Source organism: Polynucleobacter meluiroseus, from assembly GCF_900205755.1.
Lineage (GTDB): Bacteria > Pseudomonadota > Gammaproteobacteria > Burkholderiales > Burkholderiaceae > Polynucleobacter > Polynucleobacter meluiroseus.
Genome location: NZ_OANS01000002.1, coordinates 245,405 through 268,713, shown reverse-complemented (window position 1 = coordinate 268,713; position 23,309 = coordinate 245,405). Strand labels below are relative to the sequence as shown.

26 protein-coding genes and 3 tRNA genes are annotated in these 23,309 nt (G+C 45.0%); 18 read left to right on the top strand and 11 right to left on the bottom strand.

Going from position 1 to position 23,309, the window contains the following annotated elements:
• The first annotated feature begins 49 nt into the window (after positions 1 to 49).
• The 4 genes from CP950_RS04560 to ftsB are packed head-to-tail and all read left to right on the top strand — an operon-like array spanning position 50 to position 4,255.
• The gene (locus tag CP950_RS04560; RefSeq protein WP_096672792.1) at positions 50 to 1,711 is read left to right on the top strand and encodes a CTP synthase; all 1,662 of its coding nucleotides are present in this window, start codon (positions 50 to 52) and stop codon (positions 1,709 to 1,711) included.
• Between the two features lie 9 nt (positions 1,712 to 1,720).
• Complete coding sequence (kdsA, locus tag CP950_RS04555) at positions 1,721 to 2,593, top strand: 3-deoxy-8-phosphooctulonate synthase (RefSeq protein WP_096672790.1); 873 nt, start codon at positions 1,721 to 1,723, stop codon at positions 2,591 to 2,593.
• 39 nt (positions 2,594 to 2,632) lie between these two features.
• Positions 2,633 to 3,919, top strand: coding sequence for a phosphopyruvate hydratase (gene eno / locus CP950_RS04550; RefSeq protein WP_096672788.1), 1,287 nt, complete (start codon positions 2,633 to 2,635; stop codon positions 3,917 to 3,919).
• A gap of 21 nt (positions 3,920 to 3,940) precedes the next feature.
• A complete protein-coding gene (gene ftsB, locus CP950_RS04545; RefSeq protein ID WP_096672786.1) occupies positions 3,941 to 4,255 on the top strand; it encodes a cell division protein FtsB in 315 nt (104 codons plus the stop codon).
• Between the two features lie 4 nt (positions 4,256 to 4,259).
• Here ftsB and hslO read toward each other — a convergent pair whose 3' ends face one another.
• Entirely contained in the window at positions 4,260 to 5,225 is a 966-nt protein-coding gene (gene hslO, locus CP950_RS04540) for an Hsp33 family molecular chaperone HslO (protein WP_096672784.1), read from the bottom strand.
• Positions 5,226 to 5,308: 83 nt separating this feature from the next.
• Between hslO and gltX the strand changes: the two genes are divergently transcribed.
• From gltX to CP950_RS04520, 4 genes are all read left to right on the top strand, one after another.
• Positions 5,309 to 6,715, top strand: coding sequence for a glutamate--tRNA ligase (gene gltX / locus CP950_RS04535; protein WP_096672782.1), 1,407 nt, complete (start codon positions 5,309 to 5,311; stop codon positions 6,713 to 6,715).
• Between the two features lie 78 nt (positions 6,716 to 6,793).
• Positions 6,794 to 6,869, top strand: a tRNA-Ala gene (locus tag CP950_RS04530).
• 32 nt (positions 6,870 to 6,901) lie between these two features.
• Positions 6,902 to 6,977 (top strand) — tRNA-Glu (locus tag CP950_RS04525).
• A 58-nt stretch (positions 6,978 to 7,035) separates the two neighbouring features.
• Positions 7,036 to 7,112: transfer RNA gene (locus CP950_RS04520), tRNA-Asp, on the top strand.
• 150 nt (positions 7,113 to 7,262) lie between these two features.
• Here CP950_RS04520 and CP950_RS09880 read toward each other — a convergent pair.
• Positions 7,263 to 7,409 carry a lmo0937 family membrane protein gene (locus CP950_RS09880; RefSeq protein WP_108720882.1) on the bottom strand — a complete coding sequence of 49 codons (147 nt, stop codon included), beginning with the start codon at positions 7,407 to 7,409 and terminating at the stop codon, positions 7,263 to 7,265.
• 142 nt (positions 7,410 to 7,551) lie between these two features.
• Between CP950_RS09880 and CP950_RS04515 the strand changes: the two genes are divergently transcribed.
• Positions 7,552 to 8,253 carry a VIT1/CCC1 transporter family protein gene (locus CP950_RS04515; protein WP_096672780.1) on the top strand — a complete coding sequence of 234 codons (702 nt, stop codon included), beginning with the start codon at positions 7,552 to 7,554 and terminating at the stop codon, positions 8,251 to 8,253.
• Between the two features lie 4 nt (positions 8,254 to 8,257).
• Here the strand turns inward: CP950_RS04515 and CP950_RS04510 are convergent, their stop codons facing one another.
• Entirely contained in the window at positions 8,258 to 9,130 is an 873-nt protein-coding gene (locus CP950_RS04510; RefSeq protein WP_096672778.1) for an alpha/beta hydrolase, read from the bottom strand.
• Between the two features lie 38 nt (positions 9,131 to 9,168).
• Between CP950_RS04510 and CP950_RS04505 the strand changes: the two genes are divergently transcribed.
• From CP950_RS04505 to CP950_RS04485, 5 genes are all read left to right on the top strand, one after another.
• Entirely contained in the window at positions 9,169 to 9,630 is a 462-nt protein-coding gene (locus CP950_RS04505; protein WP_096672776.1) for a DUF4118 domain-containing protein, read from the top strand.
• Positions 9,631 to 9,949: 319 nt separating this feature from the next.
• Complete coding sequence (locus tag CP950_RS04500) at positions 9,950 to 10,324, top strand: hypothetical protein (protein ID WP_096672774.1); 375 nt, start codon at positions 9,950 to 9,952, stop codon at positions 10,322 to 10,324.
• Between the two features lie 56 nt (positions 10,325 to 10,380).
• The gene (locus CP950_RS04495; protein ID WP_096672772.1) at positions 10,381 to 10,863 is read left to right on the top strand and encodes a SixA phosphatase family protein; all 483 of its coding nucleotides are present in this window, start codon (positions 10,381 to 10,383) and stop codon (positions 10,861 to 10,863) included.
• 46 nt (positions 10,864 to 10,909) lie between these two features.
• Positions 10,910 to 12,451, top strand: coding sequence for a CYTH and CHAD domain-containing protein (locus CP950_RS04490; protein ID WP_096672770.1), 1,542 nt, complete (start codon positions 10,910 to 10,912; stop codon positions 12,449 to 12,451).
• A 101-nt stretch (positions 12,452 to 12,552) separates the two neighbouring features.
• On the top strand, positions 12,553 to 13,560 hold the full coding sequence (locus tag CP950_RS04485) for an alpha/beta fold hydrolase (RefSeq protein WP_096672768.1): 1,008 nt from the start codon (positions 12,553 to 12,555) through the stop codon (positions 13,558 to 13,560).
• Here CP950_RS04485 and CP950_RS04480 read toward each other — a convergent pair whose 3' ends face one another.
• Together CP950_RS04480 and CP950_RS04475 are read right to left on the bottom strand one after the other, a co-directional pair.
• Entirely contained in the window at positions 13,561 to 13,980 is a 420-nt protein-coding gene (locus CP950_RS04480; RefSeq protein ID WP_096672766.1) for a hypothetical protein, read from the bottom strand.
• Between the two features lie 189 nt (positions 13,981 to 14,169).
• Complete coding sequence (locus CP950_RS04475) at positions 14,170 to 14,769, bottom strand: hypothetical protein (protein WP_207760209.1); 600 nt, start codon at positions 14,767 to 14,769, stop codon at positions 14,170 to 14,172.
• A 150-nt stretch (positions 14,770 to 14,919) separates the two neighbouring features.
• Here CP950_RS04475 and hyi point away from each other — a divergent pair, with 150 nt between their 5' ends.
• From hyi to CP950_RS04455, 4 genes are all read left to right on the top strand, one after another.
• Positions 14,920 to 15,696, top strand: coding sequence for a hydroxypyruvate isomerase (gene hyi / locus CP950_RS04470; protein WP_096672764.1), 777 nt, complete (start codon positions 14,920 to 14,922; stop codon positions 15,694 to 15,696).
• A gap of 81 nt (positions 15,697 to 15,777) precedes the next feature.
• Positions 15,778 to 16,677 (top strand): 2-hydroxy-3-oxopropionate reductase, encoded by a 900-nt coding sequence (gene glxR, locus CP950_RS04465; RefSeq protein WP_096672762.1) that lies wholly within the window; start codon positions 15,778 to 15,780, stop codon positions 16,675 to 16,677.
• A gap of 12 nt (positions 16,678 to 16,689) precedes the next feature.
• Positions 16,690 to 17,292, top strand: coding sequence for a YqiA/YcfP family alpha/beta fold hydrolase (locus CP950_RS04460; RefSeq protein WP_096672760.1), 603 nt, complete (start codon positions 16,690 to 16,692; stop codon positions 17,290 to 17,292).
• Positions 17,289 to 18,290 (top strand): DUF3108 domain-containing protein, encoded by a 1,002-nt coding sequence (locus CP950_RS04455; protein WP_096672758.1) that lies wholly within the window; start codon positions 17,289 to 17,291, stop codon positions 18,288 to 18,290. Before CP950_RS04460 ends, CP950_RS04455 begins: the two co-directional genes overlap by 4 nt.
• Positions 18,291 to 18,332: 42 nt before the next feature.
• Here the strand turns inward: CP950_RS04455 and CP950_RS04450 are convergent, their stop codons facing one another.
• The 6 genes from CP950_RS04450 to mltG all read right to left on the bottom strand — a co-directional run bounded on the left by CP950_RS04450 (position 18,333) and on the right by mltG (position 23,295).
• Positions 18,333 to 18,851 carry an ion channel gene (locus CP950_RS04450; RefSeq protein ID WP_096672756.1) on the bottom strand — a complete coding sequence of 173 codons (519 nt, stop codon included), beginning with the start codon at positions 18,849 to 18,851 and terminating at the stop codon, positions 18,333 to 18,335.
• Positions 18,852 to 18,918: 67 nt separating this feature from the next.
• Positions 18,919 to 19,614: an ankyrin repeat domain-containing protein gene (locus tag CP950_RS04445; RefSeq protein ID WP_096672754.1), complete on the bottom strand. Its 696-nt coding sequence runs from the start codon at positions 19,612 to 19,614 to the stop codon at positions 18,919 to 18,921.
• Positions 19,611 to 20,399, bottom strand: a complete 789-nt coding sequence (locus tag CP950_RS04440) for a TatD family hydrolase (protein WP_096672752.1) — start codon at positions 20,397 to 20,399, stop codon at positions 19,611 to 19,613. Before CP950_RS04440 ends, CP950_RS04445 begins: the two co-directional genes overlap by 4 nt.
• An 11-nt stretch (positions 20,400 to 20,410) precedes the next feature.
• Positions 20,411 to 21,562 (bottom strand): DNA polymerase III subunit delta', encoded by a 1,152-nt coding sequence (locus tag CP950_RS04435; protein WP_096672750.1) that lies wholly within the window; start codon positions 21,560 to 21,562, stop codon positions 20,411 to 20,413.
• Positions 21,559 to 22,203, bottom strand: a complete 645-nt coding sequence (gene tmk / locus CP950_RS04430; protein ID WP_096672748.1) for a dTMP kinase — start codon at positions 22,201 to 22,203, stop codon at positions 21,559 to 21,561. The genes CP950_RS04435 and tmk overlap by 4 nt, the downstream gene beginning before the upstream one ends.
• A gap of 27 nt (positions 22,204 to 22,230) precedes the next feature.
• On the bottom strand, positions 22,231 to 23,295 hold the full coding sequence (mltG, locus tag CP950_RS04425) for an endolytic transglycosylase MltG (RefSeq protein ID WP_207760208.1): 1,065 nt from the start codon (positions 23,293 to 23,295) through the stop codon (positions 22,231 to 22,233).
• Between the last annotated feature and the right edge of the window lie 14 nt (positions 23,296 to 23,309).

Sequence of the window (23,309 nt, the reverse complement as noted above, 5' to 3'; positions counted from 1 at the left end):
TTCGTAGTCGGCTGTCGGTATAATTACTTTTTCCAACAGAGCTAAAGCGATGACCAAATACGTTTTTGTCACTGGTGGTGTGGTTTCTTCTCTTGGTAAAGGAATCGCAGCTGCCTCGCTTGCCGCGATTCTCGAATCTCGCGGCCTGAAAGTCACCCTCCTAAAATTAGACCCCTATATTAACGTCGACCCAGGCACGATGAGCCCGTTGCAACATGGCGAGGTATTTGTCACTGAAGATGGTGCTGAGACAGACCTAGATTTAGGCCATTACGAACGTTTTGTTTCCGCCAAAATGCGTAAAAGCAATAACTTTACGACCGGACAAATTTATGAATCGGTAATTAGTAAAGAGCGCCGCGGTGAATATTTGGGCAAGACTGTGCAAGTTATTCCCCATATCACCAATGAAATCCAGGCTTTTATTGAGCGTGGCGCCAAAGCCAGCCACGAAGGCCATGCCGACGTCGCTATTTGTGAAATTGGCGGTACGGTTGGCGATATTGAATCTTTACCCTTTTTAGAGGCTGCGCGGCAAATGAGCTTGCGCCTGCCGCTACATCATTGTGCTTTCGTACACCTTACCTTGGTACCTTACCTAAGTAGCGCAGGGGAGCTCAAGACCAAGCCTACTCAACATTCGGTGCAGAAGTTGCGCGAAATTGGCATCATGCCTACCGTCTTGCTGTGTCGAGCTGACCGCCCCATTCCTGAAGACGAGCGGGCCAAGATCTCCTTGTTTTCGAACGTACGCGACGAAGCGGTGATTTCCGTATGGGATGTCGACACTATTTATAAGATCCCCGAGATGCTTCATGCACAGGGGATGGATGACTTAATTTGCCGTGAGCTCCATATCGAAGCGAAGCCAGCCGATCTCTCCATCTGGGCGCACCTTGTCTATGAAATGGCCAATCCACAGCATGAGGTCACCATCGGTATGGTGGGTAAGTATGTGGAGTTGACCGAATCTTATAAGTCCTTGATTGAGGCCTTGCGTCATGCCGGTATTCACAACCACACTAAAGTCAATATTAACTATATCGATTCAGAGAATATTGAAAAAGATGGCGTTGATTGTCTTAAAGAAATGGATGCCATTCTTGTCCCAGGCGGCTTTGGAAAGCGCGGCACCGAAGGCAAGATCGCCGCAATACGCTATGCACGCGAGAACCAGGTTCCTTACCTCGGCATCTGTTTAGGCATGCAATTGGCCGTAATTGAATTTGCACGCCATGTGGCCCAAATTAAAGAGGCAAATAGTACTGAGTTTGATCCAGATACCGCGCACCCAGTTGTCGCTCTCGTTACCGAATGGCTTGATAGAGAAGGTCGCACCGAAACCCGTACTCATCAATCGGATATGGGTGGCACGATGCGTTTAGGTTCGCAACGTTGTCCGGTTAAAAACGGTACTTTGGCTCATGCCATTTACGGGGCTGAAGTAAACGAGCGTCATCGCCATCGTTACGAAGTCAACAACACGTATGTTCCGCGTCTTGAACAAGCGGGCCTGATTATATCTGCTAGAACACCGAACGAATCTTTACCTGAAATGATGGAGCTCCCAAGCAGCATGCATCCTTGGTTCTTCGGCGTGCAATTTCACCCGGAGTTCACTTCGACTCCTCGCGACGGCCATCCTTTATTTTCTGCCTTCATTAATTCTGCACTCTTGCATCATGAAGCGGTGCTCGAGCAAACGGCTTGAGGTTAAACAATGAGTCAATTTAAACTTTGCGGATTTGAGGTTGGGTTACAACATCGCTTCTTCTTAATCGCTGGTCCGTGCGTCATAGAATCCGAGCAATCTGCTTTAGATATTGCTGGGAAACTAAAAGAAATTACTGCTACCCTCGGCATTCCTTTTATTTACAAGTCCTCCTTTGATAAAGCCAATCGCTCTTCCGGCTCCTCTTTTAGAGGCTTAGGCATGGAGAAGGGGCTGGAGATTCTTGCCAAAGTTAAACGGGAAATCGGTGTACCCGTGCTGACAGACATTCACGATATTAGCGAGATTGCCGCTGTCGCAAAAGTAGTTGACGTGTTGCAAACCCCCGCATTTTTGTGCAGACAAACTGACTTTATTCGTGCCTGTGCGCAAAGTGGCAAGCCAGTCAATTTTAAAAAAGGGCAGTTTTTATCGCCTCATGAAATGCTCAACGTAATTGAAAAAGCCCGTGCTGCAGCAGCAGAAATGAATTTGCCTGATCAGTTTATGGTTTGCGAGCGCGGCGCTTCATTTGGTTATAACAATTTGGTTTCAGATATGCGTAGTTTGGCTATCATGCGCGAAACGAATGCACCCGTGGTATTCGATGCGACGCATTCTGTCCAGCTTCCTGGCGGGCAAGGGAGTTCGAGCGGTGGTCAGCGCGAATTTATTCCTGTATTGGCTCGTGCCGCGGTAGCTGCTGGCATCAGCGGGCTCTTTATGGAAACACATCCAGATCCTGCTAAGGCACTATCAGACGGCCCTAATGCGGTACCTTTGCACAGAATGCACGAACTATTGCAATCGTTGGTGGCAATTGATGCCGTTGTCAAAAATTCAGGTGAGTTTCTTGAGGACAGCTTTAAAGACTCACATTAAGCAGTAATTACTAATTCCATTTCATTAAGGAGAAGGTGCATGAGCGCCATTGTTGACATCATCGGTAGAGAAATTTTAGATTCCCGTGGCAATCCCACTGTTGAGTGCGATGTGCTACTCGAGTCTGGAGTCATGGGTCGCGCCTCTGTCCCATCGGGAGCCTCTACAGGCTCACGTGAGGCTATTGAGCTGCGTGACGGGGATGCTAAGCGTTACGCGGGCAAGGGCGTCTTAAAGGCCGTGCAGAACATCAACATTGAGATTGCCGAAGGAATTCTTGGTCTAGATGCTAGTGAGCAGGCCTTTCTTGACCACACTCTCATTGAATTAGATGGCACACACAACAAAGCTCGCCTAGGGGCAAATGCAACCCTAGCGGTTTCCATGGCAGTCGCTAGGGCAGCAGCTGAAGAAGCGGGTCTCCCCTTGTACCGTTATTTTGGTGGCACAGGAGGCATGCAGCTACCTGTACCCATGATGAACATCATCAATGGCGGTGCGCATGCAAACAATAGCTTAGATATTCAAGAGTTCATGATCATGCCGATTGGCGCGCAAAGTTTCCGCGAAGCCTTGCGTTGCGGCGCTGAAATTTTTCACGAGCTAAAAAAGATTCTGGTATCTCAAAACATGCCAACAGCAGTAGGAGATGAGGGTGGCTTTGCTCCCAACTTTAGAACCAATCAAGAGTGCTTGCAAACGATTTTGAAGGCGATAGAAGGCGCGGGTTATCAGGCTGGAGAAGATGTGGTGTTAGCCTTGGACTGTGCCGCTAGCGAGTTTTACAAAGATGGTAAGTATCACTTAGCTGGCGAAGGATTACAACTTACTTCAAGTGAATTCGCTGACTACCTTGGGCAACTGGCTGATCAATTTCCGATTGTGTCGATTGAAGATGGCATGCACGAAGGTGACTGGGATGGCTGGGCTGATATCACCCAAAAGTTAGGCAAGAAGATTCAATTGGTAGGCGATGATCTTTTTGTTACCAATACCAAAATTTTGCAAGAAGGTATAAACAAAGGAATAGCCAATTCCATTTTAATTAAGATTAATCAAATCGGAACTTTGACAGAGACTTTTGCTGCCATTGAAATGGCTAAGCGCGCTAATTACACGGCCGTGATCTCCCATCGCTCAGGAGAAACAGAGGACAGCACAATTGCGGATATTGCCGTTGGCACCAACGCGGGTCAGATTAAAACTGGCTCCTTATCACGCTCAGATCGTATGGCTAAATACAATCAGCTATTGCGTATTGAGGAGGATCTTGGTGATATTGCAACGTATCCTGGTAAGTCCGTTTTTTACAATCTAAAACGTTAAGCGCCCGCACTTCATCTATCTATGCGTATTGTTATCTACTCGATGGTGCTGCTACTGATTGCAATTCAGTATCCGCTTTGGCTGGGTAAAGGCGGTTGGCTTAAGGTATATGAAATGGAGCGTCAACTTCAATTGCAGCAGGCTAAAAATAGCCTGTTGAGTTTACGCAATACCAAGTTGAGTGGCGACGTGAAAGACCTTAAAGAGGGCACTAGGGCGATCGAAGAGCGTGCAAGAGTAGAGCATGGCATGATCAAAGAGGGAGAATTTTTTGTGCAAATTCTCCCTGCAAAAAAAACTTCGGAGAGTACTGCTAAACCCTCTGAAGTGCAGTAGTAATTTAGTGCCCGCTAGAGGGTGGTCTAGTGGCGTCTAGCAGTGAATCTGTTTTAAATACTTGCCTGCAATCCACTGGATCGAAGTGGTAGGATTTTGCACAAAAGTCACACTCTGTTTCAACGGCGCCCTGTTCGGCGAGAATACTTTCAACCTCTGCCTCTCCCAACATCCTCAGTACATCAGCTACTTTGGTACGCGAACAACGGCAAGCAAATTGAATTGCCCTTGGTACAAAGCTCCGCACCCCATTTTCTGCAGATTCTTCCAAAAATAAGCGACGCAAGATTGTCTGAGGCGCAAGAGTAAGTAGCTCCTCCGGTGTGATGGTGTTGCCAAGCGTCTGAATGCGTGCCCAACCTTCAGCGGCCACTTGGGGATCCAAGTGAGCATGGCCTCCCGAGTCAGGCAGGCGCTGTAACAGCAGGCCTCCAACATGTGTCTCGTTGGAGGCCAACCAAATTCGGGTATCGAGTTGCTCGGAATTTTGCATATAAAGTGCAATGGCCTCTGCTGCACTTGTAACAGGCTTAATGACGGTGCCACGATGTTCTTGCAGGGCAACAATGCCTTGATAGGGAGGCTGGCCAGGCTCTCGATTGGCTGGGTCCAGAGTGATTACCAGGCGACCGCTGCCAGAGGCGTCCAATAGCTCTCCCAGTGTTGCCTCTGGATTAATTTCGCTGGGGTCTACGGCAAGTTTGACAGTGGCCCGCATCGTTAAATCGGATTTACACTCAACCACGAGGAGCGAGATGGGTCCATTGCTTTGGGCCTGGATAATTAATGTGCCATCAAATTTGAGGCTGGCGCTTAAGAGAGTGGCCGCACCAATAAAATCACCCAATATTTTTCTTACGACAGGGGGATCGTTGCGGCGCTCTAAAACGGCTTGCCAAGCCGTGCTAATGGAGACTATCTCCCCCCGAACAGGTGCGCCATCACAGATAAAGACGAGTAATTCATTCATAGTTCAAAGTATCCACTTTTTTACAATATTTTTTACAACATATACACTTTTGATTCTGAAAAAGAACCACTTGTACTGAGATAATGTCCCTTATGCATATTAGAACCCGTTTTGCCCCCAGTCCTACTGGTTTTATCCACCTAGGCAACTTACGTAGCGCCCTCTATCCTTGGGCTTTTGCCCGCCACAATCAAGGCGACTTTATTCTGCGAATCGAAGATACGGATGTTGAACGTTCTTCGCAAGAGGCAGTAGATGTCATTCTTGAGGGAATGGCTTGGCTTGGCTTAGATGTCGATGAGGGGCCGATCTATCAAATGCAAAGAATTGATCGTTATCGGGAGCTGATTCAGAAGCTTGTAGATAGCGGCTTAGCCTACCCTTGCTATATGAGCGAAGACGAGCTGAATCGTTTACGCGATCAGCAAATGGAGAATAAAGAAAAGCCGCGCTATAACGGCTTGTGGCGTCCTGAGCCTGGCAAAACCCTGCCACCTATACCTAACGGTATTGACCCAGTCATTCGCTTTAAGAACCCTATCGGGGGCAGCGTGATCTGGGATGATGCAGTCAAAGGTCGGATTGAGATCAGTAATGATGAGTTGGATGACCTGGTGATAGCTCGCCCTGATGGCACTCCAACTTATAACTTTTGCGTGGTAGTGGACGATCTCGATATGCGGATTACCCATGTAATTCGGGGCGATGACCACGTTAACAACACGCCACGTCAAATCAACATCATGGCTGCTTTAGGTGGCGCAATGCCGGTCTATGCCCATTTGCCTACCGTACTCAATGATGCCGGCGAGAAAATGAGCAAGAGAAATGGCGCGATGAGCGTGCGCGACTATCAAAAAGCGGGGTATTTGCCGGAAGCAATCCTGAATTATTTAGCCCGCCTTGGCTGGTCACATGGTGATGCAGAAATCTTCACCAAAGAACAGTTCGTTAACTGGTTCGATCTTGCAAGCTTAGGCCGCTCGCCCGCACAACATAATCCTGAAAAATTACTTTGGCTGAATCATCAATATATTCAGCAGACTGATCCTGAAGTCCTGGCGCAATTGTCAAAACCGTTCGCACAACAACTGGGCATTAATACAGAGCGCGGTCCAAATTTTACGCAGGTAGTTTCACTGCTGAAAGACCGAGCAAATACGCTCATAGAAATAGCTCAAGGGGCAACGCTCTTTTACTCGCCAGCACCGCAACTCACGCAAGAGCAAATAGCCCAAAATATCCCCACGGAGATAGTTCCTGCCCTGACTGATTTAATTGAAGTGCTAAAAACCGCGGAATCAAATAAAGAGTCCTATAGCGCTGCTTTTAAGCAGGTACTAAGCAAACATCAAATCAAAATGCCTGCCCTAGCAATGCCAGTGCGGTACGCGCTTTTTGCCACTACACAGACACCAGCGATTGATTCTGTCTTGGTTGTACTAGGTAAAGATGAAGTAATTGAACGCCTTTCAAAGGTGCTCTTGTAATCAATTTGCGCACAGAATGAAAAATAGGATAAAATCTTGGATTGTTTTGGATGTCTTGCTGTTTTATTGTGAGATTTCGGGGGTATAGCTCAGCTGGGAGAGCGCTTGCATGGCATGCAAGAGGTCAGCGGTTCGATCCCGCTTATCTCCACCAAGCATTTAAAATAGCAGTATGTAGTAGTCCAGGTCCCCATCGTCTAGAGGCCTAGGACATCACCCTTTCACGGTGAGTACGGGGGTTCGAATCCCCCTGGGGACGCCAGAATTTTTGGCAGTATGTTTTAGTGGCAAGTTGTTGTATGTAGTACTCGATAGTATTAGGAGCGGTAGTTCAGTTGGTTAGAATATCGGCCTGTCACGCCGAGGGTCGCGGGTTCGAGTCCCGTCCGCTCCGCCAAGTTTTTGGCACGACAAGTAGTTGTAGCAATTCAGTACTTGTTGTCAAACGTGATAATGAAAGCCACCTCTCAGGGTGGCTTTTTGTTTATCTGCAAATGCCTTATCTTGGTCCGTCTTTTGCTTTTCATTTTGTGGGTTGGCAAAAAGTCTAAGGTCTACGCCCCTGAATAATGCGGACTAAAAACATCACAACGGCGATAACCAACAAGATATGAATAAATCCACCGAGCGTATGTGAGGAGACTAATCCAAGTATCCAAAGGATGAGGAGTAGAACTGCGATGGTTTCAATCATAGTAATCCTTGCTTAGTTAATTCCTTATGGCGAAGTAAATAGGCCAAATTCATTATGTGCTTAGATTTTCCTTTTGCGGAGAAAACTCAAATGATGGGCAACGACTATAGCTTGCGTTTTAAAGATGCTATGCTAAATCGTTATGACCATTCCCAAGCCCATCAAGCATCGTACTAACCGGTCTGGGGCTCTGAGGGCCGCAGTGCTCGGTGCGAATGACGGCCTGCTGTCCATTTCCAGTCTCATGCTAGGTGTGTCTGCCGCCGACCCGAGCTCCCATGGGCTAATAGTGGTGGGTTTGGCTGGATTGATTGCTGGCGCACTCTCTATGGGTGCTGGTGAGTTTGTTTCGGTGAGCTCCCAGGAAGATACTGAGCAAGCTGATTTGGATGTTGAGCGCTTAGAGCTACTGCACTCATCCGCCCACGAAAAAGATGAGTTACGGGATATGTATATCCACCGTGGATTGGATAAGGCGCTCGCAACCCAGGTAGCCACTCAATTAACGGCGCATGACGCGCTAGGAGCGCATGCTCGTGATGAGATAGGTATCACCAGCAGCCTAAAGGCAAAGCCTCTTCAAGCTGCATTTGTTTCTGCAGTAAGCTTTACTCTAGGCGGGGCAATACCGCTCTTAGCGCACCAATTTGCTGCTCTTGATTATCAAATGCTCACTGTTGCACTCATATCACTAGTCTCTTTGGCTGGGCTAGGTGCACTAGCTGCTTACGTAGGCGGCGCATCCATGCTGCGAGGCGCATTACGCGTGCTAGTGTGGGGGGCAATAGCCATGGCCGTCACAAGCGGCATTGGTTCGCTGATTGGATCCATTGCACCGCTTTAAAAAATTAACGTTCGCGCAACTTAATTACGAGTTCTGGATTTTTCAGCATCATTTTTTCCAGCAGTAAAGATTGTTCATGCATTTGATTAATGAAGTTACTCGTTTCATTGGCAACAATTTCTCTTTCGTTATCAACGGTAATCATGTGATAACAGTTCCCAAGCCAAATCACCTTTTTTATTTCTGACTTGGCTAACTCTAAAATAATATCGACATTTTTTGGGGAAGCTGTTTCATCATCGATGGAATGAATAATGAGTAAATTGGCGTGAATATTTTTTAGATTTTTAATGACGTGTTTTGCTAGGCCGGCGGATTCATAGAGATGTCGGGCTGGCAAATGCGCCGCCCCAAGCTCGCTAACCTTGTTGGCCTCAACCGATCTTTGAATGCGACGACGCAAATCAGGATTTTTAACGCCAAATGGCTCTTTTTCCATATAGTGCCAGTTACGAAATCCCAGACTGTAAGCCACTGAGAGCAGGGGGTGGTACCAGCTCATAGCCCAACCATCAAAAGCCAATACAGTTGACAGTAAAACGACACTCTCAATTTGCTCATTTTGCTCTGCAACAGCTAATGCCAAAGTAGCCCCCATACTCAGGCCAACCAAGGATACTGACAAATGGGTTTTAAGCAAATCTACAACCAGGTGATCCACATAATCGACCCAAGAAGCGAAGCCCGTAAGGCCAGTATGTGCTGAGTAGCCAGGGATTCTGGGGATGGCTAGAGTATGTTGAGATTGACGCAGCAATCGGGGAACCACTCCCATTTCTAGTTCAGACCCGCACAAACCAGGCAGCATAATGACCGCATGATTGCTGGAGCCTTGATAAAATGCCTCAAAGGGTGCAGTATTTGGCTCTGTAGTCATTCATAATCCTGATTTATTTAATAGCGTAATTATTGCCGATGCAGCTTAAAAATGTAAAAAGATGGGCCAATTCAGGCTTCGCAGGCTACTATTTTGCGATTTTGGGTGTGTTTTTAGCTTTTTGCATCCGCTTTACTTTGCATCCGCTTTTGCAAAGCGGTCTACCGATGACGTTCTTCATCTTAAATACCATCTTAATTGCCTTATTTTTTGGCTACAAGCCGAGTTTACTAACCGTCGTTATCTCGGCTCCGCTTGCTTTATTCTTTTTCGTGCCACCGTATTACTCTTTCAATATGCCAACGCCGGGCGATCTCTTTATTTACCTTTCTTACATATTGGTCGCCATTATTGCCGTGGTGATTATTGAATGGCTTCAGCGGGAGCGTTTCAAGGCGATTTTAGTATCGCGGGTTAGTGATAGCCGCTATCGCCTGTTAGCTCAGGCAAGCTATTCATTGCGCATAGCCCAATCCAATGAAAACCAAAACAATTCCTAAGTAGGCCAAGTTCACGCCCACTGTTTTTACTAAAGCCAACCGTTTTGTTGGGAGATTGCTACTTCACCTGCTTCATTTGCCCCTCCAGCAAAGTAGGTGAACCCACCAAACCGAAAGAACCTCATAAGCAATCTAAAAATTGGCTTGAATTGCGGTCAATTATGTTTTCCTCCGTCATCAAATCAAACGGGGTTTTGGTTTAATATAAAAATGTACCCCTTCTTTCAATGAATCCTAAAAGTTCGTGAAGCTTGTTCTGTTTGTGCTTTTGCAATAATTAGATTGTTCTAACTAACCCCTTCCTGAAAAGGCGGCCTAAATGAAAACGTATCCAATTGCCCTCGAATTAACGGTGTGGGTCGAAATGGGCATTCATCAATACGAAATCACTATTGATGAGATATCAACGCTTTCCGCAAAACGAACCGATGACGTGTTGCGCTCACGCGAACTGAGTGTGACCGAGGTTGGTTTCTTGATAGAGGCTATTGGCAGAGTGGGGGTTCCTGTACTTGAAAACGTAAGCGCTCCATCCAATCAAGCCAGCTCAAGTTATGAGCTGATTATTGAATCTGCGCACTTTTCCGTTGAGTTCAACTGGGAAAACCTTGACCTTGAATCAGACCAAACTGGTTCATTAGTTTCAATTTCCAGCTTGGCCGAGATCATTGAAGATTTTGGGCAAGCACACTAAGTTTTGACGTGATTGCCGCCAGTCCAAATGCATAAGATGAAAATGGCTTAGTTGTCATGAGCAATAAATCCCTTTTTCTATTACGGCACGCTAAAGCTGCTTCGAGCACAGATCTCCTTGCCGATCAGGATCGCCCTTTAACGGACAGGGGCGTGAAAGATGCTAAAAAATTGGGTGATAGGATGCACAAAAAATCCTACAGCTTTGATTTAATTTTATCGAGCCCAGCGATTAGGGCGATTACCACTGCTCAATTAGTTGCAAATCGACTGGGACACAAGCAAAAATTTCTTGCAGTAGAAAAAAGCATTTACTTGTGCGATATGGAAACTTTAATAGATGTTGTTGCAAATATTCCTAAAAAGATCGATACCGTCCTATTGGTAGGGCATAACCCAGGCTTATCTGATTTAGCCTGCTTCTTGGCGGGTGAACCCATCTCAATGCCTACTTGTGCTTTACTAGAGCTCGTATTCGAAATGAAAACATGGGATCAAATATCACCAAACTCGCTATCAAAGATGCACTTAGTCAATTAAGATTTTTTATGCCTGCTTTAAACCACAATGATGCACTGGGAAGTAGATGACTCCTCTAGATAGCCTACAAAATACGGTGGAAACAAGTCGCGAGTTTGAAATCAAACTACTGTTTCCAGAAGAAAAATTCAAGCCATTAGAGCAATGGATTATTTCCAAAGGGGGGGTGCGCCGACAGCACTTACAGGCCGCTTATATTGACACCCCTGAATTTTTATTAGCCAAGTCAGGCGTAGCCTTGCGACTTCGAAAAGAAGGTAGGCAGTGGGTACAAACACTGAAGATCGCTACAGCTAATCCGCTGGATCGAATTGAGCATAACGTCCCTTTAGTTTCGTCAGGCGCTCAAATGCCGAGTTGGTCGATTGATCATCACCAGTATCATCAAGCGGGTGAGCTATTAAAAAAATTGCTGCCCCATTTATCGACTGAAAATCTTAGAATTTGCTATCAAACAGACGTTTGGCGCAGAAAAGTCCATATCAACACACGCAATGGCATTCTTGAATATGCCCTTGATGAAGGCATTATTTTTGCAAACTCACCTGAAAATCGTCTTCAGGAGAGGGTGTGCGAGCTTGAAATTGAATTAATTCAAGGATCCCCAGCAGATGTGATGCGCCATGTTCAAGCTATGGTTAAGCGCTTTAAGGCCTATGTAGATACTCGCAACAAAGCAGAGCGGGGATATTTACTAGCAAAGGGCCTTTCGGTTAGCCCTGCGAGCCGAGCTGAACTCGTTTCTTTAAAAAACTGTACCACCAAAGCCAAGGTGATTCATCGACTATTAGATGCTTGCCTTATGCAGATTTTGCCTAACCAAAGTGTTCTTAATCTAAATGGCCATAACCAAGATGAACATCTTCATCAATTGCGAGTAGGTTTAAGAAGATTAAAAACCCTTCTAAAGTATCTGGCCTCCAATGACCTCTTTTTGAGCCCGGAAAATCAAATTGCTTTAAGAGAAGCATTTCAACAGTTGGGTGAGCATCGAGATGATAGCTATATTTCTGGGACGCTAAATCCTTTAATGCGCTCCTTAAGCGGCCCGTCAATTGACCTGCAGGCTGGCGAGAGCTTGCCTCATCCAAACCTGGTCACCAAAAGCGTCCGTTTTCAACTTTTATTACTGGATATCATGTTGCTGAGATATTCACCCTCCTTAGAAGGGGAAGAAATCAAATTAAGTAAAAATACAGCGGATAACATCAGAAAACCCTTTGTCAAAACGCTCAAACGAGCTTACCAATTTTGCTTTACCCAAAGCGCACAGATCAATTTCCTCGAAGATGAGAAGATTCATGAATTAAGAAAGAGACTTAAATTTTTGCGCTACTCACTCGAATTTTTTAAGGACTGGTTCGATAAAAATAAATTCAAGCCATTTTTTAAGTTGCTTACAAAGACTCTAGAAGAGCTGGGGCAGTTTAATGATATTTGCGTTGCTATTCATCGAATCGAGCCCATGACAGAGTCAAATCCTCAATTCTTTTTCGCCTTAGGCTGGCTTAAGGCGGAGCGCGTTAGGTCACGAGAAATCTGTATCAAGAATATTAAGGAATTAATGGCAGTTAAGACCGCTTGGTAAATGTTCTAAAACACTAGCCATTTTTTGACAATATTGTCATTAAGAGGCTTTAAAGTATTTGGAAAGTAGTTTTCGTAAGATCGACTAAAGGTGCTGTGCTGATGATGAAAAGTGTTTTAGAGCGCTTATTGGGAATCCGACCCGCGACGCCGAAATCCTCCTCAAGAAATGACATCTCCTTCGAGAGCATAGAGCAAGTGAGGGTAGATCCTACTGGGCCGATAGAGAAGGAAGATATCCTACCGTCCAGCCCGGTTGAGTTGCAGCAACTCGATGATCCAATATCGATAGATGCCCCAATAACAATTCAGCCCGAGACCCGCTTTTTTCAGCTAAGCAATGCAGGGCATGCCAGAAAAGTGGCCTACACCGTATCGGGCAATCCAAATGCCGTAAAGGTGCTGGTTTGTTTGCCGGGTCTGCTCGAAACAAAAGCATCTTTTTTAGAGCTTCACAACTACTTCTTAAATTTTTCTGAATGCTTAGTAGTCAGCATAGATGTCTCGGGAAGAGGGGAGTCTGATCACATTGGCGCATATGGTGAGTACAAAATGTCAATGTACCTTCAGGAAATCGAAGGGTTGATTAAAAATACCATCTTGACCAAAAAAGATCGATCTGTGCAATTAACAGTTCTAGGAACGAGTATGGGTGGCGTTTTAGCAATGTACTTAACAAAAACTTTTCCGAAGAATATCGTCGGAATCGTATTAAACGATATTGCATTAACGGTTAATTGGACATCCTTATATTCACTATATAAGTCAATGAAAAATGGGATCGGTTTTAAGGCGGCCCGTCAAGTTGCCGTGGAACTAAGCGTTGACGAAAGGGCGATTGCAGATGTCCAACGCCCCGGTCACTTTGATCTGTCGTACCGCGCCGACATATGGGGCATGAACTTTCATGAAGCACTTGAGGGATTCAAGGGTAAGGTAGGGCTAATCTATGGCAGCCAGTCTGAAATTTGCACCGAAGAACGGGTAGACGAAGCAAAAATCTATTTGCCCACATTGGATACTTGTAAAATTGAGGGAGCGGGACATCCCGCCCCGTTTAATGTGAAGGCTTGCCACTTTATTCAATCGCAAATGGCGGTCGTAAGCTAACTATTTATATGATTCAGATTCAGCTTGAACTTCTCTGACGTCCAGCTCACCGAAGAGAAATGCGCCCACGTCAACCTCTTGCCAGCCCATATCATGAAAGACGTTTCCATAAGAGCCCGAATATTTTCTTGAGGTTTCATAAAAAATATCAGAGAGCTCATTACGCTCTTCCTCATCAATGGTCTCGGAAAAATAGATCACTTTTTCTCCATCATAGGTTGTGCTGATAGAGGCTCCCGAGATGTCTTTTAAACAAATACCCACTGCGGGTTTATAGTTCTTCATAAACTTAGGCTTAGTTGCAGTGATTACGGAGCCAAGCTTCCAAACAACTCCACACTTAATTTCTTTATTGTCTTTTTGAAACACATGACGCTCAACTAATGAGCCCATTTCCAAGGGGATAATTTGATAGATCATAAAATTCTCCAGTTCAATAGAAAACGTTTCTAGCTGAAGTTTTATTGTGTTTTAGGATTGTGACAATACGAATACACATGAAATAATATAAAAAAATCCTCTTGGAATGGTGCTCAGCCACAAACCAAGAGGAAGATGCATAAACAGACTGCGCCATCTATAGAGCGCAATCAATACAAAGTCTATTTATTAGGGTTTTTTGGCGGGCGTAATTGCAGCAGCCATTGCGTCCGTATAGACTACTTTTACTTGCTCACCAGCCTTGATGTCTGTCATTAGCGCAGGATTTTTCACAGCTACAACTGTAATTTTCCCACTTGGCCCCTTGACTGATACCAGATTTTTGGTTTGATCCACATTCACTATGTCTGCAATGATCGTGGTTGTATTGGAGATTGTTTGAGCTGGCTTCTCTCCCTTTTTAGCAATGCTGGCGGACTCGGTTTCGACCTTACTGCGAATGCCATCACTTTTTGTTTTAATCAATTCGATTGCGACCGACATCGAGTAGGTCACGCTGAGGTGATCCCCTTTTTTAATTTGATTGAAGTTGGTGATTTCTGGACCAGCAGTAAATTGCGACACACCTTCTTTATTTTTAAAATAAATAGTACGGGTCTTTTTATCAATTTTGCTGACATTGCCCTCATATAGCTCATAAGTATTTTCAGCAAAGGCTGCATCAACCACTACTGGTTTTTCAGTTTGGGGCGCCTGTGAAAATGCAGAATGAGTAACTAAAAATGTGCTGGTTGCAAGCAGCGCGGCGGCAATGTATTTAATTTTCATGATTTTTCCTTTTATTGAAGATTACCGTTCTGATATTAGCGTATTTCTATTGCAGGATATGCCATGGGACAGCTTATTCCTTTAATAGATAGGCGTTCACTTGTTTGATAGTATTCATCCTTTAAGTAATTCAACACATTAAGGTACAAAATGCCCAAATTTGCAGCCAATCTCACAATGCTGTTTACTGAAAAGCCATTTATGGAGCGCTTTTCCCTCGCCAAAAAGGCGGGATTCAATGCTGTAGAGTTTCTTTTCCCCTATGCCTACGAGGCCGAGGAAATCAAGGCTGAATTGGATAAAAATGCCCTAGAACTGGTTTTACATAATCTTCCCGCTGGTAATTGGGAAGCAGGGGAGCGGGGGATAGCTTGTTTGCCTGATCGAGTGGATGAATTTCGTCAAGGAGTCGTTCAGGCAATCCAGTACGCGCGGATTTTGGGTGTGAAGCAATTAAATTGCCTTGCCGGAAAAACGCCAAGCAATGTTGCGCCAGAGTTAATCAAAGCAACCTTAGTTAATAATTTGCAGTTCGCTGCAGCTGAATTACAAAAGGCCGGCTTAAAACTTTTGGTCGAGCCAATCAATGGATTTGACATACCAGGATTCTATCTTTCTAGTACCGCCCAAGGCATCGCGATATTAGATGCTGTGGCGAGTGAGAACGTCTATCTGCAATATGACATTTACCACGCCCAACGTATGGAAGGGGAGTTGGCTAATAACATTCAAAAATACTTACCTAGAATTGCGCACATTCAGCTTGCGGATAATCCCGGCCGGAATGAACCGGGAACGGGTGAGATTAATTATCAATACCTATTCAATTTATTGGACCGCATTGGGTACACGGGCTGGATCGGATGCGAATATAAGCCCCTCACAAACACTGAAGAGGGGCTTTCTTGGCTCACCCAATATCAGTAATTGTTCTGCGTAAGCTTTATTGCGAAGTATTAAAATTATCTTCTTACGATCTGCTGACATTTTTAAATAGGGTATCTATTAATGAGTAATCAACTAAAACTAGGTTTTATTGGCTTGGGTATTATGGGCGCACCAATGGCGGGCCACCTAGTGGCGGCAGGCCACACGGTTTACATTAATACGCGCAGCAAAATTCCAGATGAGTTGTCTCAATCAAAAGCGATTCCTTGTGCCAGCCCAAAAGAGGTTGCTGAAAAGGCAGACATCATCTTTTTGATGTTGCCAGATACATCCGATGTTGAAAACGTGCTATTTGCAGAGCAGGGCGTTACATCAGGTTTAGCTAAGGGTAAAGTAGTTGTAGACATGAGTTCTATTTCTCCGATTGCAACGAAGGAGATTGCTCAGAAAATTAATGCTCTTGGTTGCGACTACTTAGATGCCCCAGTTTCAGGTGGTCAGTTAGGTGCTAAAAATGCCACTCTCACCATCATGATTGGTGGCGATGAGTCAGTATTTGAGAAGATCAAGCCAATATTTGAATTAATGGGAAAAAATATTACGCTAGTTGGAGCTAATGGCGCCGGTCAAATTACTAAGGTGGCCAATCAAATTATTGTCGCCTTGAACATTGAGGCAGTAGCTGAAGCACTGGTATTTGCATCTAAAGCAGGTGCTGATCCAGCAAAAGTGCGCCAAGCTTTAATGGGCGGATTTGCCAGCTCTAAGATTTTAGAAGTGCATGGCGAGCGCATGATTAACCGCACCTTTGATCCAGGATTTCGGATTGAACTTCATCAGAAAGATCTCAATTTGGCTTTAAGTAGCGCAAGAGCATTAGGGGTGTCACTTCCAAACACGGCAACTGCTCAAGAGTTATTTAATTCTTGCTCGGCATTTGGCGGAAAAGCGTGGGATCATTCCGCCATGGTTAAGGCTCTTGAAAAAATGGCTAATTTTGAAATTGGCCAAAAATCGTAAGCTTTATTCTCTATGACTAAGAAAACATTAGTGGTCTATCTGCATGGCTTTCGCTCATCACCCAATTCAACCAAAGCGGTGTTGACAGGAAATGCCATAAAGGCGCTTTTGACTGATCTCCATGCATATGAATGGTATTGCCCTCAGTTGCTTGCCTCGCCTAAGGAGAGCATCGCTATGGTTGAAAACTATATTGATGCGTCTAATGCTGAGAGCCTAGTCATTATGGGATCTTCCTTAGGTGGTTTTTACGCCAATTATTTGACCGAAAAATACCAATGCAAGGGCGTTGCTTTAAATCCAGCAGTAAGGGCTGCTAGAGAATTGGCGCCTCATGTGGGGCTCATGACTTGGTATGACAGCAATCTACCCCTTGATTTTCGCTCTGAATATGTTGATGAACTAAAGGCGCTTCAGGTGGAGGCGATTACAAATCCGACGCGATATTTCTTAATGGCTGCTAAAGGGGATGAATTACTCGACTGGAAAGAAATGGCTGAGTTTTACGATAGTGCGCAACAACTTGTTTTGGAAGGTAGCGATCATGGTATCTCTGGTTATGCAGATCATCTGCCAGCAGTAATTGAGTTCATTCAGGCATCAATAATTTCTTGAGCCCCACATTAGCGAAGTTTAAATACTTTCGCAGTAAATCACTTTGGATTTTATTTTTTGCGGTAGTGGTGTCTATTACGGGGCATGTGATTTTATTTTTTGGCATTCCGTTCTTGTCTTTCGGGAGCCCCCCGAAAATAGCGGATAATCTCATCATCAAAACCGAGTTGCGAGTTGAGCCGCCGAAGAAAATTCAAATGGCTGCAAGCTCTAAAAAGAAGCAAGTTTTGCAAAAATCGAATACTGCTGACTTCAGCCCGCCATCCGATTTACAGCAAGCAGAGCAGGGTGGGGGTAAGCAAGAAGGACAAGCTTTCAAACTTCCGGAATCGAGTATTTTGTACTACGACGCTTATGTGGATGGGCAGCTTTATCAGACTGGAGAGCTTAATTGGTTTGTAGAGGGCAACACCTATCGGCTTTATATTAATATTCCCTACGCCTTTGTTGGCCCCTTTGTCTTTGAGTCCCGGGGTACGGTAGATGCCTATGGCATAGCACCCACGATTTATTGGACTCAACGCGGTACAAAGCCACCACGATATTCTCGTTTTGATAGAAACGAAACAGGGGGAGGAAAAATGTATTTCTCCGAAAAACCAGAATTTACTCCCGATATAGCCCCTGGAACACAAGATCGCTTCAGTCTATTGTTTCAGTTGGCCTCATTGCTTAATGGTAGTGACAAGATCGATGAGGCAGAGAGTATTCGCTCTATACCCGTTGTGGATTACAACTCACTTGAGATGTGGCAATTTAAGAGTTATGGAGAAGTGATTTCAAATGATGTTCCCAGTTTAGGTATTACTACCAATCGCCATTACGCTCTAATGCAACGGGAAAACGATCCGTACAAGCGTCAGGTTGATATCTGGCTTTCAAGGGATTTGGATTGGTTGCCAGGCAGAATTCGCTCTCAAGAGACCAGCGGACGAACTTTAGAGCTGGTTTTCAAGCAAAAAGCAGCAAACACATCGATACAAGCTAAGAGCCAATAATCAGGACCCTGGCCTCGATTTAGATTTCTAAACCGAATTAAATCAACTATTTTTTGTTTTATTGGATTTATTAGGATGATTTAACAGCGCACCCATCATGGTGTACAAAGCGGCGCCTGACATGGAAACAGCAAAAATCCCTGAGAAAGAGATGATGATTGGCAGAATACGCCAATGCGGGTCTAGATTAAAACTTCCAAATCCTACTGTTGTGTACATTTCGCCTGCAAAGTAGAAGGTTTCATGATTTTCTGGGAATACTTGAATTACGGCGCATGCATACGCCCAAGCAATGATTTCGAATAAATGGACGGCGATGATCATCAGTATGGCAATGAAGTAGGAGACTATGTTGGCGCCAAATATCGATCTGACCAACATCTTTTCATCAATCCAATGGAATGTACCAGCGACTGATAGAACGGCTACGCCATGGAGCGTTAACATGCAGCAGGTAAATATCAACAAGCCCCATATTTGCGTATTTCCTAAATCTGCATTGAGGTCGGCAAAGAGAATCTGAAAAGAAGGTAGGCTGCTTAGTATTTGACTAAAGTTCATTTAAAAGCTTTGCCATTTCTTCTTTGACATAATAATGATTATACGCAATAAAGCAATATATCAATCATCAAGGATTCTTTAAGGGGCCGCCGGGATAAGTCTCCTTAAAGAGCTTTTGCCATCTAGACATTAAGCCCTCCTTAATTCCTTCTTTATCAAATAACGCGGCTACATCAATAGCAGAAAACCCAGCAGTATTGCGAAGCTTCAAATCTGCTCCAGAGTCCAATAAATACTTAACCAATTGGTCATTGCCGGATTGAGCGGCCATCATGAGAGACGTTGTATTGCTTGGACTTAATGCGTTCACTTTGGCGCCATTAACGACTAAAAACTGAGCAATCTCCAGCCTCCCCGTCGTGCTGGCATATTGCAAGGGCGTCCAGCCAAGTCGATTTATATCGGCACCTTTACTTACAAGCTCCTTTACAAGGCTCAAATCACCATCAATTGAGGCCATCATGAGTGGCGTTTCGTTGCTAGAATTTGGTAAATTGACGTTAGTAGCTGGATTGGCTACCAGTAAGTCTATGACTTTAAATGATTTTTCTCTTACCGCAATCAATAACATCGGATTGCCTTTAGGGTCCTTAGTATTGGGATTAACGCCCTGAGAAATCAAGGATTTCACCTCAGATACATCATCGAATTTAGCTGCTCTGGTGAAGTCAGTAACTTGATCGGCAGTTTGAGCCAATAAACCACCTGAAAAACACCATAAAGTGCTTAAAAGGAGTTGTTTATACTTAAAGTTAAAAATCATATTAATTCTTTAGATACTTGAAAACATTGGAAAAAATTGCTGGAAGTTTGCTCAGCAAGCTGGTTTAGCGGCACACCCTTTAGTTCGGCAATAAATTCTCCGACCTTTGAAACCCAGGCTGGTTCATTGGTTTTCCCACGATAAGGAATAGGCGCTAAATAGGGAGAATCTGTCTCTATCAGCATTTTTTCAAGCGGCACCTGCTTACAGGTATCTTGCAGCTCTTTAGCGCTTTTAAAGGTAACTATTCCAGAAAAGGAGATAAAAAACCCCATTTCAATTGCCGCAAGGGCCATTTCTGTGCTTTCCGTAAAACAGTGCAGAACCCCGCCAATACGATCAGCGCCCTCCTCCTTCAGGATTTTTAGGGTATCAAGTGACGCTGAGCGAGTGTGAATGATGAGCGGTTTTCTAGAGGCAATAGACGCTCTGATATGTACCCGAAAGCGCTCTCTTTGCCATTCCATGGATTCGTAGCTACGATCACCCATGCGGTAATAATCCAAGCCAGTTTCACCAATTGCAATAATTTTGGGATGCTTGGCCTGCTCAACCAAGAAATCGAATGTGGGTTCAGGGGTGTCCTCATAATCCGGATGGACGCCTACAGATGCGAACAGATGGGCATGTTCCTGAGCAAGTTGCAGCACCTTCGGAAAATCAGGGATGTCTACTGAAACACATAACGCATGACTCACCTTGCATGCGGCCATATTAGCAAGCACTTCAGGTAAGCGCTCTTGAAATTCAGGGAAATCGAGGTGGCAGTGCGAGTCAATGAACATAGAAAGGTATTTTAGTCTTCAAACATTTGCTGATATTGGGAAAGCAATGCTTCTAACTGAATTCGGTTTGCTAAAGGATGGGTTTCGTGACGACGCGCTTGCAATAATGCCTTCCAAAACCGCAGCAGCTTCGGCAATCGCACCTGTATTGCCAAACCATGAATCATTTCTGCGCGATTAGGGTAGTAACGAGTCACACCCTGCTGAGCAACGCTCTGCAAATCTGCAGTCCAGCGCTGCATGGTAGCCAAGAGCTCAGAATAACGGGCTTTATGGATCTTTTCAGCGGTTTCCAGCCAATGGATGCGCGCTCCCTGGGCAAGTGATTGCAGTAAATAACGAGAGGCCTGTAATGCGATAGTGAGCTCATCTTTTTCATCTAGGCTAGCCCTTGTTTTCAGCGCTTGAAGAACATCATAGGGTACACCCCCCAATTCGTTATACATTTCCTTGACAGCATCCCTAGATAATTTCAATGCAGGTAGCGATCCTAATTGCTTTGTTAGCCAAGCCAGTCCATCAGCCTCATCAGGACGAGGGGCGCTTACTAAACGACACCGAGACCGAATGGTTGGGAGCACTCTATCTAGGCGATTGGCCAATAAAATAAAGATCGTTTTGCTGGGCGGCTCCTCAAGAGACTTCAAAAGCGTGTTTGCCGAATCTGGGCGCAGTGCCTCTAAAGGGTAAACCAAAATGACTCGATTGCCACCGCGGTGCGAGCCGATGGAGAGACCCTCAATTGCACTACGCGCTTCTTCAATCGCAATATTTTTCTTCTCTTTTTTTTCGGAGGCCTCACCATCAGAATCAGTTTGTGAGCTCCTCCCTTTTTTTGGCGTCTCTACATCAGCATCAAAATCACCATGGGGCAATAGTGAGCGATGTGTCTCTGGTACTAAAGCAATGAAATCTGGGTGATTTGCGGACAAAAACCAATGGCAGGCTTCGCACTGATTACATGGTTTTGCGTGGCTTGCATCCTTGCTCTCGCAAAGCAAGGCCTGTGCTAATTGCAGGGCAAACTCAAATTTGCCCACCCCAGATTGACCGTGAATTAAGACGGCACTTGGAAAGCTATCAAAATTGAAGTGCTCCCAAACTGGCTGCAACCAGGGCGCAATTACTCTATAAACCGCAGAATGAGAAACGGCCTCGCTCATTTAATAGGGATGGGAAAGGATTGCAATTCCAGCCAAATACGCTCAGGTGTTTGGGTGGCATCAACCAAATGAAAGCGCTGAGGGTCTAACTGAGCGCGTCGTAAATATTCTTGGCGGACTCTTTCAAAAAAATCGAGGTCCATCTTTTCAAATTTATCTGGTTCGCGAACCTTTGAGCGACGGGCCTGCGCTACCGACCCTGGCAAATCAAACAAGATCGTGAGATTGGGCTGCAATAAAGTGCCGTCATCACAGCCCTGTACCCAGCGCTCTAAAATATTGAGTTTTGCTATATCGAGACCCCGACCACCGCCTTGATAGGCAAAGCTGGCATCGGTAAACCGATCAGAAATCACGATCTTGCCAGCCTCTAAAGCAGGTTCGATCACTTGCGCTAAGTGCTCACGGCGAGCAGCAAACATGAGGAGTGCCTCTGCCTCCAAGTGCATTGGACCCTCCAATAGGAGGGAGCGTAACTGCTCCCCTAAGGCGGTTCCGCCTGGCTCTCTAGTCATGACGACCTCTCGAGCTGGATATTTTTGTCTCATTAACTGACAAAAGGCGTCGATATGCGTGCTCTTGCCTGCACCGTCGATGCCTTCAAAGCTAATAAAGTATCCTGGATTGTGAGCAGTCTTCATCTAGTGAGGAAATAAAAATTTGAAGTGTTATTGTTTTTTGGGCGCTAACTTGCGCTGATATAAATCTACTGCAGATTCATGCTCGCGTAAGGTGCTGGAAAAGTGACTTGAGCCATCCCCTTTAGCCACAAAAAAAAGCGCCTGGCTATGCTCTGGGTGTGCGGCAGCCAAAAGAGATTCTCGACTAGGCATGGCAATGGGAGTGGGTGGCAGGCCTTTCAACATATAGGTATTGTAGGGACTGTTGCGGCGAAGGTCGGCTTTTTTCAGATTCCCATTAAATTGAGGGCCAAGACCATAAATAATCGTTGGATCAGTTTGTAAGAGCATGTTTTTGTTAAGACGATTCACAAAAACGGCCGCCACTAAGTTCCGATCGACTGATCTACCAGTTTCCTTCTCAATAATCGATGCTAAGGTGAGTAGTTGATAAGGGTTTCGATAAGGACTTGGCAAGTCCTTTTTTAGCCATACGCTATCTAGCTGCTTCTGCATGGCGACAACTGCCCGACGGTAAATGGCGAGATCGCTATCGTCTGGGTCAAAGGTATACGTATCTGGAAAGAATAAGCCTTCTGCACTGGGGTAATCAAGCTTGAGTGAGTCCACGAAGTTTTGGGAATTCATATTCTTTGTTAAATGCACTAGCGCCGGATGCGCATCTACGAGGGCGCGCACTTGCCATATAGTCATTCCTGGAATGATGGTGAGACTCTCTTTTACACGTTCACCTCGAGCCATTTGAAGCAAGATGTTTCCTGTACTACTTCCTAGAGGCAGTAGATATGTCCCTGGTTTTAATTTAGATCCAACAAATAAAGCATAAGCAGCTATTTGAAAGGCCGTTGCTGAAGTACGCACACCCTGATCTGCAAGTTGTTGACCAATACTTGCAGTCCCAGACTGCGGATTGACTTTGACTTTGAAGCTACTGTCATTCCCATTATTGGGATTAGATGGTGTTACGGGCCAATATAAAATCCCAGCGTACAGCATGCCAACACAAATTAGTGGCAATAATAAATAAAGCCATAAAGGCGTTGCCCCTGTTTTTTTAAAAAAGAGTGGATTTTTCTGAAAATTTCGATTCATCAAGCTATGATAAA

Excerpts from the sequence above, each read along its gene's own strand:
- CP950_RS04500 (WP_096672774.1), top strand. The coding sequence starts at position 9,950 with ATGAAAACGTATCCAATTGCCCTCGAATTAACGGTGTGGGTCGAAATG.
- hyi (WP_096672764.1), top strand. The coding sequence starts at position 14,920 with ATGCCCAAATTTGCAGCCAATCTCACAATGCTGTTTACTGAAAAGCCA.
- eno (WP_096672788.1), top strand. The coding sequence starts at position 2,633 with ATGAGCGCCATTGTTGACATCATCGGTAGAGAAATTTTAGATTCCCGT.
- CP950_RS04435 (WP_096672750.1), bottom strand. The coding sequence starts at position 21,562 with ATGAGCGAGGCCGTTTCTCATTCTGCGGTTTATAGAGTAATTGCGCCC.
- CP950_RS09880 (WP_108720882.1), bottom strand. The coding sequence starts at position 7,409 with ATGATTGAAACCATCGCAGTTCTACTCCTCATCCTTTGGATACTTGGA.
- CP950_RS04510 (WP_096672778.1), bottom strand. The coding sequence starts at position 9,130 with ATGACTACAGAGCCAAATACTGCACCCTTTGAGGCATTTTATCAAGGC.
- kdsA (WP_096672790.1), top strand. The coding sequence starts at position 1,721 with ATGAGTCAATTTAAACTTTGCGGATTTGAGGTTGGGTTACAACATCGC.
- CP950_RS04485 (WP_096672768.1), top strand. The coding sequence starts at position 12,553 with ATGATGAAAAGTGTTTTAGAGCGCTTATTGGGAATCCGACCCGCGACG.
- CP950_RS04490 (WP_096672770.1), top strand. The coding sequence starts at position 10,910 with ATGACTCCTCTAGATAGCCTACAAAATACGGTGGAAACAAGTCGCGAG.
- CP950_RS04480 (WP_096672766.1), bottom strand. The coding sequence starts at position 13,980 with ATGATCTATCAAATTATCCCCTTGGAAATGGGCTCATTAGTTGAGCGT.
- CP950_RS04505 (WP_096672776.1), top strand. The coding sequence starts at position 9,169 with ATGCAGCTTAAAAATGTAAAAAGATGGGCCAATTCAGGCTTCGCAGGC.
- gltX (WP_096672782.1), top strand. The coding sequence starts at position 5,309 with ATGTCCCTTATGCATATTAGAACCCGTTTTGCCCCCAGTCCTACTGGT.
- mltG (WP_207760208.1), bottom strand. The coding sequence starts at position 23,295 with ATGAATCGAAATTTTCAGAAAAATCCACTCTTTTTTAAAAAAACAGGG.
- CP950_RS04495 (WP_096672772.1), top strand. The coding sequence starts at position 10,381 with ATGAGCAATAAATCCCTTTTTCTATTACGGCACGCTAAAGCTGCTTCG.
- CP950_RS04440 (WP_096672752.1), bottom strand. The coding sequence starts at position 20,399 with ATGTTCATTGACTCGCACTGCCACCTCGATTTCCCTGAATTTCAAGAG.
- hslO (WP_096672784.1), bottom strand. The coding sequence starts at position 5,225 with ATGAATGAATTACTCGTCTTTATCTGTGATGGCGCACCTGTTCGGGGG.
- CP950_RS04460 (WP_096672760.1), top strand. The coding sequence starts at position 16,690 with ATGACTAAGAAAACATTAGTGGTCTATCTGCATGGCTTTCGCTCATCA.
- CP950_RS04450 (WP_096672756.1), bottom strand. The coding sequence starts at position 18,851 with ATGAACTTTAGTCAAATACTAAGCAGCCTACCTTCTTTTCAGATTCTC.
- CP950_RS04475 (WP_207760209.1), bottom strand. The coding sequence starts at position 14,769 with ATGAAAATTAAATACATTGCCGCCGCGCTGCTTGCAACCAGCACATTT.
- CP950_RS04445 (WP_096672754.1), bottom strand. The coding sequence starts at position 19,614 with ATGATTTTTAACTTTAAGTATAAACAACTCCTTTTAAGCACTTTATGG.
- ftsB (WP_096672786.1), top strand. The coding sequence starts at position 3,941 with ATGCGTATTGTTATCTACTCGATGGTGCTGCTACTGATTGCAATTCAG.
- glxR (WP_096672762.1), top strand. The coding sequence starts at position 15,778 with ATGAGTAATCAACTAAAACTAGGTTTTATTGGCTTGGGTATTATGGGC.
- tmk (WP_096672748.1), bottom strand. The coding sequence starts at position 22,203 with ATGAAGACTGCTCACAATCCAGGATACTTTATTAGCTTTGAAGGCATC.
- CP950_RS04515 (WP_096672780.1), top strand. The coding sequence starts at position 7,552 with ATGACCATTCCCAAGCCCATCAAGCATCGTACTAACCGGTCTGGGGCT.
- CP950_RS04560 (WP_096672792.1), top strand. The coding sequence starts at position 50 with ATGACCAAATACGTTTTTGTCACTGGTGGTGTGGTTTCTTCTCTTGGT.